At 57.4% G+C, this 15,824-nt stretch carries 18 protein-coding genes; 6 read left to right on the top strand and 12 right to left on the bottom strand.

Annotated features, from left to right (window positions below):
• Nucleotides 1–38 precede the first annotated feature (38 nt).
• On the top strand, nucleotides 39–206 hold the full coding sequence (rmf, locus tag C1Y43_RS03125; RefSeq protein ID WP_013508548.1) for a ribosome modulation factor: 168 nt from the start codon (nucleotides 39–41) through the stop codon (nucleotides 204–206).
• Between the two features lie 66 nt (nucleotides 207–272).
• Here rmf and fabA read toward each other — a convergent pair whose 3' ends face one another.
• Nucleotides 273–791 (bottom strand): bifunctional 3-hydroxydecanoyl-ACP dehydratase/trans-2-decenoyl-ACP isomerase, encoded by a 519-nt coding sequence (gene fabA, locus C1Y43_RS03120; protein WP_010616565.1) that lies wholly within the window; start codon nucleotides 789–791, stop codon nucleotides 273–275.
• A gap of 67 nt (nucleotides 792–858) precedes the next feature.
• On the bottom strand, nucleotides 859–2,721 hold the full coding sequence (locus C1Y43_RS03115; protein WP_104186963.1) for a Lon protease family protein: 1,863 nt from the start codon (nucleotides 2,719–2,721) through the stop codon (nucleotides 859–861).
• 53 nt (nucleotides 2,722–2,774) lie between these two features.
• Here C1Y43_RS03115 and matP point away from each other — a divergent pair, with 53 nt between their 5' ends.
• Nucleotides 2,775–3,242, top strand: coding sequence for a macrodomain Ter protein MatP (gene matP / locus C1Y43_RS03110; RefSeq protein ID WP_021508308.1), 468 nt, complete (start codon nucleotides 2,775–2,777; stop codon nucleotides 3,240–3,242).
• A 68-nt stretch (nucleotides 3,243–3,310) separates the two neighbouring features.
• On the opposite strand, the gene ompA is transcribed toward matP, so the two are convergent.
• Both ompA and sulA read right to left on the bottom strand, forming a co-directional pair.
• Nucleotides 3,311–4,381 carry a porin OmpA gene (ompA, locus tag C1Y43_RS03105; protein WP_058759727.1) on the bottom strand — a complete coding sequence of 357 codons (1,071 nt, stop codon included), beginning with the start codon at nucleotides 4,379–4,381 and terminating at the stop codon, nucleotides 3,311–3,313.
• 348 nt (nucleotides 4,382–4,729) lie between these two features.
• The gene (sulA, locus tag C1Y43_RS03100) at nucleotides 4,730–5,221 is read right to left on the bottom strand and encodes an SOS-induced cell division inhibitor SulA (protein ID WP_104186961.1); all 492 of its coding nucleotides are present in this window, start codon (nucleotides 5,219–5,221) and stop codon (nucleotides 4,730–4,732) included.
• A 224-nt stretch (nucleotides 5,222–5,445) separates the two neighbouring features.
• Between sulA and C1Y43_RS03095 the strand changes: the two genes are divergently transcribed.
• On the top strand, nucleotides 5,446–6,075 hold the full coding sequence (locus tag C1Y43_RS03095) for a TfoX/Sxy family DNA transformation protein (protein WP_058775389.1): 630 nt from the start codon (nucleotides 5,446–5,448) through the stop codon (nucleotides 6,073–6,075).
• Here the strand turns inward: C1Y43_RS03095 and yccS are convergent.
• Both yccS and C1Y43_RS03085 read right to left on the bottom strand, forming a co-directional pair.
• Nucleotides 6,072–8,210 carry a YccS family putative transporter gene (yccS, locus tag C1Y43_RS03090; protein WP_104186959.1) on the bottom strand — a complete coding sequence of 713 codons (2,139 nt, stop codon included), beginning with the start codon at nucleotides 8,208–8,210 and terminating at the stop codon, nucleotides 6,072–6,074. The genes C1Y43_RS03095 and yccS overlap by 4 nt on opposite strands.
• Nucleotides 8,211–8,218: 8 nt before the next feature.
• The gene (locus tag C1Y43_RS03085) at nucleotides 8,219–8,662 is read right to left on the bottom strand and encodes a YccF domain-containing protein (RefSeq protein WP_104186958.1); all 444 of its coding nucleotides are present in this window, start codon (nucleotides 8,660–8,662) and stop codon (nucleotides 8,219–8,221) included.
• A gap of 123 nt (nucleotides 8,663–8,785) precedes the next feature.
• Here C1Y43_RS03085 and helD point away from each other — a divergent pair, with 123 nt between their 5' ends.
• A complete protein-coding gene (helD, locus tag C1Y43_RS03080) occupies nucleotides 8,786–10,840 on the top strand; it encodes a DNA helicase IV (protein WP_104186956.1) in 2,055 nt (684 codons plus the stop codon).
• A 4-nt stretch (nucleotides 10,841–10,844) separates the two neighbouring features.
• Here the strand turns inward: helD and C1Y43_RS03075 are convergent, their stop codons facing one another.
• Together C1Y43_RS03075 and C1Y43_RS03070 are read right to left on the bottom strand one after the other, a co-directional pair.
• Nucleotides 10,845–11,306 carry a methylglyoxal synthase gene (locus C1Y43_RS03075; RefSeq protein WP_104186954.1) on the bottom strand — a complete coding sequence of 154 codons (462 nt, stop codon included), beginning with the start codon at nucleotides 11,304–11,306 and terminating at the stop codon, nucleotides 10,845–10,847.
• 68 nt (nucleotides 11,307–11,374) lie between these two features.
• Nucleotides 11,375–12,001 carry a DUF2057 family protein gene (locus tag C1Y43_RS03070; protein ID WP_104092785.1) on the bottom strand — a complete coding sequence of 209 codons (627 nt, stop codon included), beginning with the start codon at nucleotides 11,999–12,001 and terminating at the stop codon, nucleotides 11,375–11,377.
• Nucleotides 12,002–12,175: 174 nt separating this feature from the next.
• Here C1Y43_RS03070 and C1Y43_RS03065 point away from each other — a divergent pair, with 174 nt between their 5' ends.
• On the top strand, nucleotides 12,176–12,589 hold the full coding sequence (locus C1Y43_RS03065) for a CoA-binding protein (protein ID WP_104186952.1): 414 nt from the start codon (nucleotides 12,176–12,178) through the stop codon (nucleotides 12,587–12,589).
• A gap of 31 nt (nucleotides 12,590–12,620) precedes the next feature.
• Here the strand turns inward: C1Y43_RS03065 and hspQ are convergent, their stop codons facing one another.
• Both hspQ and rlmI read right to left on the bottom strand, forming a co-directional pair.
• Complete coding sequence (gene hspQ / locus C1Y43_RS03060) at nucleotides 12,621–12,938, bottom strand: heat shock protein HspQ (RefSeq protein WP_021508298.1); 318 nt, start codon at nucleotides 12,936–12,938, stop codon at nucleotides 12,621–12,623.
• A gap of 59 nt (nucleotides 12,939–12,997) precedes the next feature.
• Entirely contained in the window at nucleotides 12,998–14,188 is a 1,191-nt protein-coding gene (gene rlmI, locus C1Y43_RS03055) for a 23S rRNA (cytosine(1962)-C(5))-methyltransferase RlmI (RefSeq protein WP_031279846.1), read from the bottom strand.
• 82 nt (nucleotides 14,189–14,270) lie between these two features.
• Between rlmI and yccX the strand changes: the two genes are divergently transcribed.
• Nucleotides 14,271–14,549: an acylphosphatase gene (yccX, locus tag C1Y43_RS03050; RefSeq protein WP_104186950.1), complete on the top strand. Its 279-nt coding sequence runs from the start codon at nucleotides 14,271–14,273 to the stop codon at nucleotides 14,547–14,549.
• Here yccX and tusE read toward each other — a convergent pair whose 3' ends face one another.
• Both tusE and yccA read right to left on the bottom strand, forming a co-directional pair.
• Nucleotides 14,550–14,876 (bottom strand): sulfurtransferase TusE, encoded by a 327-nt coding sequence (gene tusE / locus C1Y43_RS03045; RefSeq protein ID WP_104186948.1) that lies wholly within the window; start codon nucleotides 14,874–14,876, stop codon nucleotides 14,550–14,552.
• Nucleotides 14,877–14,976: 100 nt separating this feature from the next.
• Complete coding sequence (gene yccA, locus C1Y43_RS03040; protein WP_021508295.1) at nucleotides 14,977–15,633, bottom strand: FtsH protease modulator YccA; 657 nt, start codon at nucleotides 15,631–15,633, stop codon at nucleotides 14,977–14,979.
• Between the last annotated feature and the right edge of the window lie 191 nt (nucleotides 15,634–15,824).

Here is a 15,824-nt window from a genome sequence, read left to right as displayed (position 1 = left end):
ACCAGATTCCACCAGACCTGAAATGAGGGAAACGAGGTATGAAGAGACAGAAGAGAGACCGCCTGGAACGAGCACATTCACGAGGCTATCAGGCAGGCATTACCGGCCGCTCAAAAGAGATATGCCCTTATCAAATGATCGATGCCCGGTCTCACTGGTTGGGAGGTTGGCGACAAGCCATGGAGGACAGGTCGGCGGTGGCTTAGGCACCGTCGGATGTCTGTAAACAGGAAAAAAAACCTCCGCTGCGTGCGGAGGTTTTTGTTGGCGGGTCAGAACGCTGAAGTGTCTTTAAACAGGCCCACTTTCAGGTCAGTCGCGGTGTAAATCAGGTTACCGTCGACGAACACTTCGCCATCGGCCACGCCCATCACCAGCTTGCGGTTGATGACGCGTTTGAAGTGAATTTTGTAAGTAACCAGCTTCGCCGTCGGCAGAACCTGGCCGGTGAATTTCACTTCACCCACACCCAGCGCACGGCCTTTACCTTCCGCACCCAGCCAGCCGAGATAGAAGCCAACCAGCTGCCACATAGCATCCAGACCCAGACAGCCTGGCATCACCGGATCGCCTTTAAAGTGGCAATCAAAGAACCACAGGTCAGGGCGGATATCCAGTTCGGCTTCCACATAACCTTTATCAAATTTGCCGCCGTCTTCGGTCATTTTGACCACGCGGTCCATCATCAACATGTTGTCAGACGGAAGCGGTGGGCCATTCTCGCCAAACAGTTCGCCGCGACCAGAGGCAATCAGGTCTTCTTTGCTATAGGATTCGCGTTTATCTACCATGTTCTCAATATGCCTTCTTTTAGTGAAGCCCGAATATTAGCGAACAGTTGTACGCTGGGCAATGTAATCAGCTGTGGTTGAACCAGTTGAGCCAGCGTAATGGCCAGGGCCGCGGTCGGTTTTCCTGCTGATTGAGCTGAGTAATGCGCTCCTGAATGGTGCTCAGCAGCGAGTCGCCGCTTTCGCTCTGCCAGGCAATACCGGTTAACAGCGGCAGCGCTTCGTCAACGCGCTCAATCGCCCAGATATGGAACTGGCCCTGCTGCACCGCTTCTACCACGTCGTCGCTGAGGCTGAGATGGCGCACGTTGCTGGCAGGCAGAATCACGCCCTGTTTGCCGGTCAGCTCACGCGACTGGCAGATGTGGAAGAAGCCTTCGATTTTCTCATTCAGACCACCCACCGGCTGCACGTTACCAAACTGGTCCACCGAACCGGTAACGGCAATCTGCTGGTTCAGCGGCTGGTTTGCCAGCGCGCTGATCAGTACACACAGCTCGGCCAGCGAGGCGCTGTCACCATCGACTTCGGAGTAAGACTGCTCAAACACCAGCGATGCCGAGAAGGGCAGCTGCTGTTCCAGCTCCAGCTCCGAAATCAGATATGCCTGCATGATCATCATGCCTTTGGCGTGGATGTTGCCGCCAAGCTCCGCTTTGCGCTCCACGTCGGTAAATTCGCCATCGCCCGGGTGCACAACACAGGTGATGCGTGATGGCTCGCCCCACGGACGTGGATGACCAGGGAATTCAATCACCGACAGGCCGTTGATCTGACCGACCACTTCGCCTTCTGTTTCGATCATGATCTGATTTAACAGGATCTCATCGCGCATCCGGTCGGCGAGGAAACTTTCGCGCCACTGGCGTGCTTCCAGCGCCTCTTTCAGCGCCTCGCCATTCAGCGTCTCACCGTGCAGCGCGGCTTCCTGCAACTGACGGCGCAGCCAGCGCGGGCACAGCGGCAGCGTGTCCTGATCGCCGGTCAGACGCACCGCTTCCTGGATCAGCAGCGGCCAGAAATCAGCTTCGGGTGGCGTAAGACCGGCCCGTTCCGCCTGGCATAGCGTCCAGCGGCACCAGTTGGCCATGTCATCCTCATCGACCAGCTGCAGATTCTCTTCGAACTCGCTGTAGAGCGCCATTTCGTGCACTTCAACGTCCAGCTCCTGGAAGCTGGCCAGCGCCTCGCGATCGCCACATAAAATCAGACGCAGCTGCAGCGGCAGTGGGGGAATGGTCACCGGCAGGGGACGGTGCTCGTCCGGTGAGTACCAGTCGAAGCGGCCCAGTTCGATCACTTTGCGCAGGCGTAGCCACAGCAGCGGCTGCGCCAGCAGGGTATTGATCGACAGAATCAGCGTGCCACCGTTAGCCTGATGCAGCAGACCGGGCTCCAGCTGTACGCGATCTTTATACTGACGCACGCAGCCAAACAGCTGCTCGGACTCAATCCAGTCGGCGTAATGCACGCCACCGGTGCTGGTGAAGGGACGGCTGGCATCGACAGGCGGTTGCAGGCTGACGTTGTCGCCCATCACATGGTAATCACCGCCGTACAGCGCGTCCTCGTCAGGCTGAAAGCGCTGCGCTGCTTCGGCAATCCACGCCAGATAGTCACTGTTTTCCTGGCTGCGTAACAGCAGCAGCGGAAAGCCCAGCGTTTGATGATGTAAATGCGCCAGCGCATTCAGCAGACGCGGCTGAACCGCGGCAAGCGTATCGCTATCTTCCAGAGAGACGGTTGAGAAAAGTGATTGGTAGCGTGAGCTATCCGGCTGCAGGGCTTGCCACGTAAGTTGAGTGCTGGTCAAAATATTCGCATTAGTCTGGTTCAGGAAAAGCGCGATTATACAGGATTCAACCCGGTTAAGCACGGCGCACTTCCGGCCTGAACTGTGATGGCCGCAACATGTTTTTCCTTGCTGCATCCGGGAAAAAAGCTGTTATTCTTAGTTTGTTACGTGATCACGATGAGATTCCGATGAAATACCAGCAACTCGAAAATCTTGAAAGTGGATGGAAGTGGAAATACCTGGTGAAAAAGCATCGGGAAGGTGAGCTGATCACCCGGCATATTGAGCTGAGCGCTGCGCAGGCGGCGGTAGAGACGTTGCTGGCGATGGAGAATAACCCGGTTGAGGTCGGTGACTGGATCGCAAAGCATATCCATCCGGAGCTGGAAAACCGTCTTAAGCAGACCATACGCGCGCGGCGTAAACGTCATTTCAACGCAGAGCATCAGCACACGCGGAAAAAATCGATCGATCTGGAGTATCTGGTGTGGCAGCGTCTGGCCGGTCTGGCGCAGCGTCGTAACAGCACCCTGTCAGAGACCATTGTTCAGCTGATCGAAGATGCAGAACGCAAAGAGAAGTATGCCAGTCAGATGTCGACGCTGAAGCAGGATCTGCAGGCGATTCTGGGTAAAGGCGGCGCGGATAACGAATAGCAAAAAATGCGTGTGATAAAAAGCCAAAAAAAACCCCGCCGAAGCGGGGTTTTTTATTGCGCGATAACTTAAGCCTGTGGCTGAGTTACAACGTCTTTGATACCTTTCACGTCGATTTCTACGCGACGGTCTGGCGCCAGGCAGTCGATCAGGGCATTGCGGCCTTTCACGCTGTCACAGGTGTTGCCAGTAACTGGGTTAGATTCACCCATGCCACGTGCAGAGATCTTGTTAGCCGGGATACCTTTAGATACCAGGTAGTCGACAACAGACTGAGCACGTTTCTCAGACAGTTTCTGGTTGTACTGGTCTGAACCGATGCGGTCGGTGAAGCCCAGAACCACAACAGAACCGTCTTTCGGATCCATTGAGCTCAGCTGGCTGTACAGCTGATCCAGAGCCTGCTGGCCTTCTGGCTTCAGGGTAGATTTGTTGAAGGTGAACAGCACGTCAGACTTCAGAGTGAAACGCTTGGTTTCAACAACCGGAGCCGGAGCTGGCGCTGGGGCAACAACTGGTGCAGCAGCTTCGTCCTGACCGAAACGGTAAGAAACGCCGACGCTCAGCATGCTGTTGTCTGGACGCGCACCAACGGTACCTGCGTCACCGATGTTGTTAACCCACTGGTAGTCCAGGCGAGTCGCCCAGTTTTTGGTCAGTGCGTATTCAACACCAACAGCAGCCAGCGGAGAAACGCCGGTGTCGTGGTTGCTGATGCGGCCGTTGTCTGGGTTGGTCTGAGTTGAATCAGCACGCCATACCATGCCGCCCAGACGGGTGTACACGTCCAGATCGTCAGCAATTGGGTAGCTCAGTTTAGCTGCCAGCTGAACGCCCTGTGCTTTGAATGCGCCATTGGTCACGTTGCCTTTGTTCGGCATACGGCCCAGCCAGTCGTAGCCCAGCTCGAAGCCCAGGTATGGGTTAGCCTGGTAGCCCAGGAAAGCACCTGCGCCCAGCTGAGATTCGTGAGTTGGACCGTCGTTGTTTTCGTAACCGTTACCGTAGTAACCAGTATCGTGATACTGAGACCAGCCCAGTTTAGCACCGGTATACCAGGTGTCATCTTTAGGAGCGGCCTGCGCTACGGTAGCGAAGCCAGCCAGTGCCACTGCAATTGCGATAGCTGTCTTTTTCATTTTGCGCCTCGTTATCATCCAAATAGGCAATGAGCAAAAAGGTTGCTCTTGGTTGTAATCCTTCGCCGGGTCTAAACGCTCGCTTATGACTCTACCGAAAAAACGGAGGTTATTGAGCACCCTGGCGAGGTAAAGTCTACAACGAGATTGGAAACTTACAAGTATGATGTGACGTCAGCGGATAAAAAAACAGGGATTTATACACACATTTTAACAAATGACATGGCAAAATTTTCGCTACCAGAAAAGAAAAATGCGGCTAAGCCATTGTCATAGCTGGCGGGAAAAGAATCAGTGGCTTAGCCGCAACTTTGTGAAAAAATAGCGTGAGAAAAATCTTAGTTTTACTTAATGAAACAAATCAGAGGGAATTTTTGCGCTGTTTGGCTGTCTGGACAGAGCAAGATCCCGCCCCTGAGGACGCATAATCAATCCCAGCGCTTCGCCTTCGGCGGCTGCCTGCTCAAGTTCCAGGCGCTCTTCATTGCTCAATTCATAAGGAATCCAGGCGAGTACCACGCTGTAGTTGCCGGTGCGCAACGCTTTCACCATGCTCTCAACCGTGCTTAAACGCTCGGATTCCGTAATATGCATACTCTTTTCCAGCGGTAATCCTGACTGCTGCATCCAGCTGCGGTTCAGTTTGTGCGCTGGCGTCAGCCACAGCTGCCAGCGTGACTGCGTGCTCAGCTGCTTGAGGACCGGCAGTAACAGCAGCGGCATGATGCAGGGCTGCTCGCTATAACGCAGTTCAGTAATACCACCCAGAGAAGGTTGCGTTAAGCCCGTCGCAGCGAAACGGTGAGCACGATCAGCAGGGCCAGAGTATTGAGTACGCATATTTTAATCACTCAGTAATGAACTGTATGAATATACAGTAATGAGTTCCTGGATAAAGATCAACCTCAATTTCTGAAAATGCCTCGCAAATTCCGCACAAGAACCGCGCGTTGCCGCTTTTATTCATTGAACAGCTAAATCGTTTTTTCTATCTTCTAACCAGATGAATCTCTGAGCTTTTTATAGGAAATTTCCCGCGCAAGGAATGAGGAAAAGGGGACGTTATGAAGAAAAATAATCCGGTGGTTGAGCAGTCCAAAGCCCAGTTAGCGGCATTGGGAAAAATTGAATCGCGCACCCAGTTTGGTGGTTACGCGCTGGCGGTCGAAAAGGTGGTGTTTGCTTACATCAATGAGGATGCGCTCTATCTGCGCGCCAGCGAGGCGCTGCAGCACTATGCCGCACAGCGCCCGCTGGAACCGTTGATATATCGCAAGCGCGGCATGCCGGTGACGCTCAGCTACTACAAAGTGGATAAACAGCTCTGGCAGGACGCCGATCAGCTGCTGCGCTTATCGGCCAGTTCGCTGTCTGCGGCGCGCGCCGAGGCGGCGAACAGACTTGTCTTGCTCAGGCTGAAAGATCTGCCCAATCTCAGCCTGCGCATGGAGCTGATGCTGCACAAAGTCGGGATCAATTCTGTTCGCTTACTGTATGAAATGGGCTCGCGTCAGAGCTGGCTGAAGTTGCGGGCGGTGAATAAAGATATCGGCCTGAAAACGCTGCTGGCGCTGGAAGGCGCCATTTCCGGCCATCACCAGGCCGCTTTGCCGGCGGCGGTACGTGAAGAGTTAAGCGCCTGGTATCAGGAAACGCTCCGCCAGCACGCCGCGGCGGAGAGCCTGTTGCCTTAAGCGGCAGCGAGGGTGCGGCGCAGACGGGCAATTTCCGGCAGCAGCGCAACCAGCAGCCCCAGCTGCTGCAACACCAGCGGTGCCTGCGCCTCCTCACTGGTTTTCAGCGCGCTCAGGCGCTGCATCAGTGCCTGCTGCATCGTTTCCGCCTGCGCTTCGCTGACGCGTTCGATCTGCAGCACATCCTCGACGAAGCATACCGCGTCATCTAAAAGCGTCAGCAGTTCGCCCTGCGTCAGCTGCTCCCGGTGCGCGCCCAGCGCCGAGATGTAGCTGAGGAACGAGTGGTTGAGGCACATCAGACGGAACGCATTCTCGCGCAGCGGCGGCTGTTGCTTCAGTTCGCCGCTGATATTGGACACCACGGACGCCAGTTCCGCATCGGCGTTGTGCGCGTCACGGCGCGCCACGCGGTAGGCGAGACGGTTATCTTTACCCTGATGATACTGTTCCAGGATGGCATCAAGATAACGACAGTTGGCATTCAGCGTGCGATCGGCAACCGTCGTCAGCTGACGGAAACGCCAGTCAGGCCAGACAAACGCCACCGCCAGCCAGGCCAGGCCACAGCCGAGCAAGGTATCCACCACGCGCGGCAGGGCGACATCAAAGCCTTCACCCAGCAGATTGAAGCACAGCAACACCAGCAGGGTGATGAACAGCGTCGCCTGCGCGTACTGAATCTGGCGGAAGGCGAAAAACAGCACGCCGCTCAGCACAATCAAAACCAACTGGCCCTCGATAGAGGGCACCAGCCACAGCACCGGCAGGCCAATCGCAATACCGGCCAGGGTTCCGCCAATGCGCAGCGCCAGCCGCCGCCGTGTGGCGTTGTAGTTAGGCTGGCAGACAAACAGGCTGGTCAGCAGGATCCAGTAGCCGCGATGCAGGCCGGTAAGCTGAATGAAGGCGTACCCCACGCATAGCACCAGCGACATGCGCACCGCGTGGCGGAACAACGCCGAGGTCGGACTCAGATGTCGACTGAGGCGCAGCCGGATATCCGCCCAGCCACTCAAGCCTTCACGCGACAGATGGTGATCGCTCTGCGTCAGCGGTTCTGCCAGCCGCTGCTCTGATTCGATCGACGCCAGCTGCGCATCAATGGCGCGTAAGTTGCGCAGCAACCAGAACAGCGGACGAATGTGCGTCGCCTGCGGATCGTTATGTTGCAGGCGCTGGAGGGCGGTCTCCAGCCGTTCAAAGCTACGCGCAAAGTGACTATCGTGGTGCCACGGCTGGCGCAGCACGATATTCTCTGCCAGCTGGCGACAGGCCTGCGCCTGCATGTTCAGCAGCCGCTGAAAGCGAAACAGCACCTCGTTGTAGCGCCAGTCATCGCGCAACAGGTGATATTGCAGATGCGACGAGCTGGCGCGCTCGTGAATATCCTGCGCCACAAAATAGTAATGCAGGCTGCGCCGCGTGCTGCGCGAGCCGCGGTCGCCGCGTAAACGGCTCTGAATGGTGGTTTTCGTCAGGTTGAGCTGCGCCACCAGCTGACTATTGACCATCGCGGTGGCGATCAGCGCCGCGTCATCCTGCTCACCGCCGTCGGGATCAAACAGATTGGCCTTGACTTCCAGATAGCGCGCCAGCTGGGAAAAGCTGGCGGCCAGCTGCTCCTGCACCGGGCGCACCGGAAACATCAGGTGGCCGATAAAGGTCAGCAGGTTGTACCACAGCGCGCCAATCAGCAGCAGCGCCGGCTGCATCCACCACTGCGGAAACAGGCCAATGCCCAGCATGGTGTACACCGCGATCAGCAGGGCACCAAACGCAATGGTGGCGTAGCGCTGCCCCAGCGCGCCCAGTAGAATAAATCCCCAGCTGGAGAGCGCAAGGCCGATAGCAAACAGCCACGGGTGCGGAAACAGCAGCTCAACCGAGACCGAGGCGATGCAGAAGCACACCAGCGTGATGAGCAGGTTGCGCACGCGGCCGGTCCAGCGATCGTCAAGATCGGCCAGCGCCGCCGCCACGACGCCGAGCGTCAGCGGAATGGTCCACTCAATCTGCTGCAGCCACCAGGGAACGGCGGCACAGCCGGCCAGCGCGAAGAAGATGCGCAGCAGGTAGCGCAGGCTGCTGTTGAACAGATAACGGCGCCAGCCGGGCAAAGCGTCAGGCATCATCTTCAGCCTCAGTAGCGGCGCCGCGCGTTGGCTTCACGCGCCGCCTGCGCTTCTTCCACTGACACCACGCGACGACCTACCGGCCACAGCGCGATAGCGGCGATTTTGAAGTGGGCAATGCCGGTCGGAATACCGATGATGCTCAGACACTGCAGGATGCCGGTCGAGATGTGCATCAGGCACAGCCACCAGCCAAAGAAAATCAGCCAGAACAGGTTGAGGAAGGTACCACCGGCGTTCAGCACGTGGCTTTTGCTCTCCGGGCGCAGCACGTCAACGTGAACCGCTTCGTTGCCAAACGGCAGCAGGGACAGTTTGGTGATCTCCCAGCAGGAGCGGGTCAGCGGCAGGGTAAAGATCAGCACGATGCTGATCAGCGTGGCCAGCAGCCAGCCGAAGGTGGTGATAAAGCCGCCAAGAACAAAATTCAGAATATTAAGCACGGTGCGCATAACGCGATTTTCCTTTTGCAATCCGCAATATGTGTCGCCCAGTTTAGCGTGTTTTAAGGCTGGAGCGCTAAGGGTCTGACAGGTAAACTGCGCGATAATTGAATTCCACATGACGGTGCGGAGATGGAACTAAAGGCAACATCCATGGGCAAACGGCTGGCACAGCATCCCTATAACCGGGTGCGATTGCTGGCTGCCGGTGTGGAAGTCAGCGGCGATCGCCACGAGTACCTGATCCCGTTTAATCAGCTAATTGGTATCACCTGCAAACGCGGCCTGGTGTGGGGCGAGCTGGAGTTTTTGTTACCGGAAGAGAAAGTGGTGCGGTTGCACGGCACCGAGTGGCAGGAAACCCAGCGTTTTTATCATTACCTGCAGCAGGCGTGGCAGCAGTGGAGCCTCGAGATGAGCGAAATCAGCGCGCAGGTGCTGAGTGCGCTGCAGCAGGAGATCGTCGCGTTTACCGGCCAGGATCGCTGGCTGAAGCGCAGCGAGCTGGCTGCGGTAAAAGAGACCATCACGCGCCAGTTTTCCGCCTTACCGCTGCCGCTGGCACGGCTTGAGGAGTTTGATAACTGCCGTGCGCTGTGGCGCTTTTGCCAGCAGTGGCTTGAGCAGGGCGAGAGCGCGATTCGGCAGCGCAACCGCGAGTGGAGCGCGCGGGTGATCAGCGATAATCACGCCTTCTTCTCCACCGTTGAAACCACGCCGCTCAATCCATCGCAGTGTGAGGCGGTGGTCAACGGTGAAGACGCGCTGCTGGTGCTGGCTGGCGCGGGCAGCGGTAAAACCTCGGTGCTGGTGGCGCGCGCCGGCTGGCTGTTACAGCGCAAACTGGCGCAGCCGGAGCAAATCCTGCTGCTGGCTTTTGGTCGCCAGGCGGCGGAAGAGATGAACGATCGGATCCAGACGCGGCTGGGTGAGAGCGCGATTCAGGCGCGTACGTTCCACGCGCTGGCGCTGCACATCATTCGTGAAGGCAGCAATAAGCAGCCGGTCATCAGCCGGCTGGAAAGTGACAGCAGCGCACGGCGTCAGTTGCTGATTGAAAACTGGCGCGAGCAGTGCAACAGCAAAAAGGCGCAGGCCAGCGGCTGGCGACAGTGGTTGCAGGAAGAGCTGGCGTGGGACGTGCCGGAAGGTCCGTTCTGGCAGGATGACAAGCTGGCGCAGCGTCTTGCCGTGCGGCTGGAGCGCTGGCTCGGCCTGATGCGCATGCACGGCGGCGCGCAGGCGGCGATGATTGCCGATGTGCCGGAACCGCTGCGCGACAATTTCACGAAGCGCGTCAGGCTGATGGCACCGCTGCTGAAAGCATGGAAAAGCGCACTGAAAGCCGAGGGCGCGGTGGATTTCTCCGGGCTGATCCATCAGGCGATCGCTGTGCTGGAGAAGGGCCGCTTTATCAGCCCGTGGAAGCACATTCTGGTGGATGAATTCCAGGATATTTCCCCGCAGCGGGCGGCGCTGCTCAGCGCGCTGCGCCAGCAAAATCAGCGTACCAGTTTGTTTGCGGTCGGCGATGACTGGCAGGCGATCTATCGCTTTAGCGGCGCGGAGATGAGCCTGACCACCGCGTTTCATCACTATTTTGGCGAAGGCGACCGCTGCGTGCTGGATACCACCTACCGTTTCAACGATCGCATCGGTGACATTGCCAACCGCTTTGTGCAGCAGAATCCGCATCAGCTGCGCAAGCCGCTCAACAGCCTGAGCAAAGGGAACAAGAAATCCATTACGCTGCTGCCGCAGGAGCAACTGGAAGCGCTGCTCGACAAGCTGAGCGGTTACGCGAAGCCGGACGAGCGCGTGCTGCTGCTGGCGCGTTACCATCATCTGCGTCCGGCCATGCTGGATAAAGCCAAAACCCGCTGGCCGAAACTGCGTATCGACTTCATGACCATCCACGCCAGTAAAGGTCAGCAGGCGGATTTTGTCATCGTGCTGGGGCTGCACGAAGGGCGTGACGGTTTCCCGGCGCAGGCGCGCGAGTCGATCATGGAAGAAGGACTGCTACCGCAGCCGGAGGATTTTCCACATGCCGAAGAGCGGCGCCTGGCCTACGTGGCCATCACGCGTGCGCGTCAGCAGGTATGGCTGATGTTTGATAAAGAGCGGCCTTCCGTGTTTGTCGAACACCTGCGCGAACTGGGCGTTGCGCAGAGCCGGAAGGCCTGAGCCATCAGGCTTTCAGGCGTTCCGTCAGGTAGCGCTGATAATCGGGGATCTGGATGGTCACTTCGCTGGCAAACATCGGCGAATGGATAATGAAATCAGCGGTGGCGCGGTTGGTCGCCACCGGGATATTCCATACGGTGGCGAGGCGCAGCAGCGCTTTGACGTCCGGATCATGCGGTACTGCATTGAGCGGATCCCAGAAGAAGAACAGCACATCAATTTTACCTTCAGCAATCAGCGCGCCGACCTGCTGATCGCCGCCCATCGGCCCGCTGAGCATGGCATTTACATCCAGTCCGGTGTGACGATTGATCAGGTTGCCGGTGGTGCCGGTGGCGTATAGCACGTGAGGTTGCAGCGCATTTTGATTGATTCTTACCCAGTCCAGCAGCGAGGCTTTGCAGTGGTCGTGGGCAACGAGGGCGATGTGTTTCTGAACTTTCAGGGTACGAACGGTCTGCTCCATGGGGCTTCCTGTTTCGGCGCGTGCAAACGTAGTGAATGCACGAGTTTACCCCTGGCGTTCAGCTGCTATCAACTTGCGCGTAGGGTTTTCACCCAACTGATAAAACGCTGCCGCGTGGCGGCATCAACACGCTGCAGCCAGCGTTGCAGCGCGGGCATATTACTGGCGTCCTGCCATACCATATCCAGACTGAGACTGGCGTCCGGTACGCTGGCCGCCTGCAGCGCAAAGCGCGGCACGCTGGCCGCCTGCGCCGTACGGTTGTAATTGATCATCGCCTGTTCAACATTGCCGCTGCTCTCACCCGGCAACCGATCGCGAATGCTGGCTATTTCATTACCACGCTCATCAATCAGCTGAAAGTTTAACGATTTATCAAACAGGCTGCGTTCGCGGCGATTATTCAGCGCCGGCAGGCGAATCGCTACGGAATGGGCGTCGGCGGTGAAGGTGACGATCATCAGTTCTGAGCGGAAGTGGGTGGCATCGGCGCAGGGTTTATCCACGCGAAACAGAAACTGATGCTGACCGCGCTCCAGCTCAAGGCTGTCCGCGCCTTTCAGCAGCGAACCTGAGATTTTGCGCCCATCCAGCACCAGCAGGTCGATCTGCGGATCGAGCTTCAGGGTGATGGCATGGCAGGTTGCCGATACGAGCAGCAACAGCAAACCCGTAACAGCCAGAGACAGCTTCATTTCAACTCCCGGAACAGGGGAAAATGGGCGATGTGTAGCAAATTATTACATTATGGCAGTTAATTTACATTTTAACATATTTATTCGTGTCGCCGCGCAAACTTTTCGTGCGCTGCGCTTGCACTTTAGCGCGCAATGGCATCTACACTCAGGCGAGTGAACAAGGAGAAAAACATGAACGATCAAACGATTCGCGATGTCCTGACGCAAACCCAACGCATCGCGCTGGTCGGTGCCAGCGATCGCACTGAGCGTGCCAGCTATGGCGTAATGAAATACCTGCTCGATCAGGGTTATGACGTGGTGCCGGTGAGCCCGAAGCTGGCGGGACAGCAGCTGCTGGGCCAGCCCGTGTATGGCACGCTGGCGGAGATCCCGGGCAAGATAGACATGGTGGATGTGTTCCGCAATTCCGAAGCGGCATGGGGCGTGGCGCAGGAAGCGATTGCTATCGGAGCCAAAACCCTGTGGCTGCAGCTGGGCGTGATCAATGAGCAGGCGGCGGTGCTGGCGCGTGACGCCGGGCTAACGGTGATTATGGATCGCTGTCCGAAGATGGAGATTCCGCGGCTGGGCGTGACGCGGTAAATAAAAACGGCGACTCCGGGTCGCCGCACGATTAATGCCGCAGGCTGGGCGCCTGCAGCTGCTGGCGGATCGAGGCGGCCAGCTCATCCATGGATGGCTGTTCCGGATGTTCGAACGAGGTTTCGCCGGCCAGCTGAATCTCAGCGATATAGGTATGCACCTGTTCGCCTTCCTCATCTTCCATCACCACGTGATACCAGGGGGCCGCACGCAGCGATTCCGTTGCGCCAACCTCATCCAGCTGCGGATCGTCCAGCGAATACTCCGGGTCGACATCCACAATCACGCCGAGCACCCCGGAGAGACGGTGCCGGACCTGCTGTCCAATTCCAAATTTACTGGCAATCATTGTGACCTCCCAAAACTTTGCCCTGCCACCGATATGGGGGCAGGGACAGCGTTTTCAAGTCACAGTACGCGACAGGCAAAGCCTTTCAGATAAAGCCCTTCAGGATAGCTGGCGATCACCGGATGGTCGGCTGCCTGACGGAACTGCTCTATAAATTGTACATCACGACCGGCATCAACAGCGGCATCGGCGATAATTTTCTGGAACAGCTCGGTGGCCATCAGCCCGGAACAGGAGAAGGTCAGCAGAATGCCGCCCGGATTCAGCAGCTGCATCGCCAGCATGTTGATGTCTTTATAGCCGCGGCAGGCACCCATCAGCTGGTTTTTATTCTCAACGAATTTCGGCGGATCCATGACGATCATGTCGAACTTCTCGCCGCTGTCGCGGTAGCGACGCAGCAGTTTGAACACATCGTCACGCAGGAACTGCGCGCGTGAGACATCCAGCCCGTTAAGCGCCACGTTCTGTTTTGCTACGTCAAGGGCGTCCTGCGAGGTATCCACGCTGATCACTTCCCGGCAGCCGCCGAGCAGAGCAGAGACCGCAAAGCCGCCGGTGTAGGAGAAGCAGTTAAGCACACGGGCATTTTCTGCGTAACGACGGGTGGCAAAACGGCTGTCGCGCTGATCGAGGTAATAACCGGTCTTGTGACCGCCCTGAATATCCACCAGCAGCTGCATACCGTGCTCAGTAATCGGTAGCAGCGCAGGCGGCAGTTCACCGCTTACCGGACCCTGCGCCAGCTCCAGTCCCTCTTTCTTGCGCACCGCCACGTCAGAGCGGTCGTAGATGGCGCAGTCGGGATAGCACTGCTGCAGCGCCGAGACGAGAGCCGGGCGCTGATACTCCGCCCCGGCCGACAGCAGTTGCAGCACGAGGAAGTTACCGAAGCGATCAATTGTGACGCCCGGCAGTCCATCGGACTCGCCGGCAATCAGGCGATAGCTGTCCAGCCCGTCGCGCTGTGCCAGCCAGTCGCGCCACTGCTGGGCTTTCTGCAGCGTGCGCACAAAGAAGGCGATGTCGATTGACTCATCCTGCTGCCAGCTCCAGACGCGCGCGCGAATTTGTGACTGGGGAGAGTAGGCGGCGCGGGCCAGCCATTTGCCGTTGCTGTCACAGATATCAATGGTTTCACCCGACTGGGCTTTACCTTCCATACGGGCAACGGCGCCGGAGAACACCCACGGATGGCGGCGGAGCAGGGATTTTTCACGTCCCTTAGCGAGAATCAATCGAACGGTCATGTTTGCTATGCTTACCTGAAAAAATGAGGCGCCATTTTCCGGTGGATGGCGGCAAAATGCAACGCACAAAGGGGAGATCGCCATGGCGACGACAGGTTATAAAATCTGGGTTCACGGCAGAGTGCAGGGCGTGGGTTTTCGTTATTACACCCAGGCGCAGGCGAAAGCGCTGGGCGTCACCGGCTATGCGCATAATCTGGCCGATGGCAGTGTGGAGGTGCTGGCGGCGGGAGAAGCGCAGCAGGTGGAGTCACTGATTGCATGGCTGAAGGCGGGCGGACCGCCCAGTGCCCGGGTCGATAAGGTGCTGGTGGAGCCGCATCAGCTGGCGGAGCGGCCGACGCGGTTTACTACCGGGTGATCACAGACACTTCGCCGGTTTTGGCAGGCCGGCGATTTTTGTGGCCTGTTTGGCCGGACCTTCCGGGAACAGGCGAAACAGATAGCGGCTGTTGCCTTTCTCTTCGCCATATTTTTGCGCCATGGCTTTGACCAGCATGCGCACCGCCGGCGAGGTATTAAACTGCTGATAAAAATCACGCACAAAGTGCACCACTTCCCAGTGCGCTTCACTCATCTCAATCGCTTCCTGCTGGGCGATGGCCTGCGCCAGCGCTTCACTCCAGTCGGCGCTATTTTTCAGATAGCCTTCCGCGTCAGTGGCAATCTTTTTACCGGCAAAAATCACGTTGTTTCCTCATATCGTCAGCGCGCCTATTGTAAAGGCGGCGGCAGATAAAAAGCAAAAACCCCGCCGGAGCGGGGTTTAACGGTGCGTGCTTTACGTCTTAGTCGCGGTTGGCGAAGCCCAGCAGGCTCAGCAGGCTGACAAAGATGTTGTACAGCGAGACATACAGGCTGACGGTGGCGCGAATGTAGTTGGTTTCACCGCCCTGAATGATGTTGCTGGTTTCCCACAAAATGGCACCGGCAGAGAACAGAATAAACAGGGCGCTGATCGCCAGGTGCAGCGCGGGCAGCTGCAGGAAGATATTGGCAACCACGGCCACCAGCAGCACCACAAAGCCGGCCATCATCATGCCGCCAAGGAAAGACATGTCGCGACGCGTGGTCAGGACATAGGCGGAACAGCAGAAGAACACCAGCGCGGTACCGCCCAGCGCCATGGCGATAACATCACCCATACCGGCGGTGAGGAACGAGCTGAGAATCGGACCGAGGCAGTAACCGAGGAAGCCGGTAAAGGCAAACGCGGCCAGAATACCCGCCGGGCTGTTCGCCAGGCGATAGGTCAGAAACATCAGCCCGTAAAAGCCCACCAGCATCAGAATCAGTCCCGGCGAGGGCAGGGCGTAGACGGTACTGAGCGTGGCGGTGACGGCGGAAAACGCCAGCGTCAGGCCAAGTAAGAAATAAGTATTGCGCAGCACTTTATGGGTGCTGAGTAGCGACTGCTGCTGTGACGAGCTAATTATTCTGTCCATCATGCGCTCCTGTTAGAGAGAGAACACCAAATATGGCCTGAGAATACGCAACGGTCAGAGGACAGAAAAGGCGTTTTACCCATCTTTACGCGATAAATTGCTGTTTCACTGAGCAGAATGACGATTAAGACGGCAAAAAAATCATTTTTGACTGTTTTTCAGGCGAACGAATCACTGGATGCTTTACATCG

Source organism: Pantoea sp. ICBG 828, from assembly GCF_002928355.1.
Taxonomy (GTDB): Bacteria; Pseudomonadota; Gammaproteobacteria; order Enterobacterales; family Enterobacteriaceae; genus Pantoea; species Pantoea dispersa.
The sequence above is the reverse complement of the archived record's forward strand: the minus strand, read 5'-3'. Positions and strand labels throughout refer to the sequence as shown.

Bases quoted from the DNA above. Each gene is read 5' to 3' on its own strand.
- ompA (WP_058759727.1), bottom strand. From the start codon at position 4,381: ATGAAAAAGACAGCTATCGCAATTGCAGTGGCACTGGCTGGCTTCGCT.
- helD (WP_104186956.1), top strand. From the start codon at position 8,786: ATGGAACTAAAGGCAACATCCATGGGCAAACGGCTGGCACAGCATCCC.
- C1Y43_RS03070 (WP_104092785.1), bottom strand. From the start codon at position 12,001: ATGAAGCTGTCTCTGGCTGTTACGGGTTTGCTGTTGCTGCTCGTATCG.
- yccX (WP_104186950.1), top strand. From the start codon at position 14,271: ATGGCGACGACAGGTTATAAAATCTGGGTTCACGGCAGAGTGCAGGGC.
- C1Y43_RS03075 (WP_104186954.1), bottom strand. From the start codon at position 11,306: ATGGAGCAGACCGTTCGTACCCTGAAAGTTCAGAAACACATCGCCCTC.
- C1Y43_RS03085 (WP_104186958.1), bottom strand. From the start codon at position 8,662: ATGCGCACCGTGCTTAATATTCTGAATTTTGTTCTTGGCGGCTTTATC.
- C1Y43_RS03095 (WP_058775389.1), top strand. From the start codon at position 5,446: ATGAAGAAAAATAATCCGGTGGTTGAGCAGTCCAAAGCCCAGTTAGCG.
- rmf (WP_013508548.1), top strand. From the start codon at position 39: ATGAAGAGACAGAAGAGAGACCGCCTGGAACGAGCACATTCACGAGGC.
- C1Y43_RS03065 (WP_104186952.1), top strand. From the start codon at position 12,176: ATGAACGATCAAACGATTCGCGATGTCCTGACGCAAACCCAACGCATC.
- matP (WP_021508308.1), top strand. From the start codon at position 2,775: ATGAAATACCAGCAACTCGAAAATCTTGAAAGTGGATGGAAGTGGAAA.
- hspQ (WP_021508298.1), bottom strand. From the start codon at position 12,938: ATGATTGCCAGTAAATTTGGAATTGGACAGCAGGTCCGGCACCGTCTC.
- sulA (WP_104186961.1), bottom strand. From the start codon at position 5,221: ATGCGTACTCAATACTCTGGCCCTGCTGATCGTGCTCACCGTTTCGCT.
- yccA (WP_021508295.1), bottom strand. From the start codon at position 15,633: ATGGACAGAATAATTAGCTCGTCACAGCAGCAGTCGCTACTCAGCACC.
- rlmI (WP_031279846.1), bottom strand. From the start codon at position 14,188: ATGACCGTTCGATTGATTCTCGCTAAGGGACGTGAAAAATCCCTGCTC.
- C1Y43_RS03115 (WP_104186963.1), bottom strand. From the start codon at position 2,721: ATGCAGCAAGGAAAAACATGTTGCGGCCATCACAGTTCAGGCCGGAAG.
- fabA (WP_010616565.1), bottom strand. From the start codon at position 791: ATGGTAGATAAACGCGAATCCTATAGCAAAGAAGACCTGATTGCCTCT.
- yccS (WP_104186959.1), bottom strand. From the start codon at position 8,210: ATGATGCCTGACGCTTTGCCCGGCTGGCGCCGTTATCTGTTCAACAGC.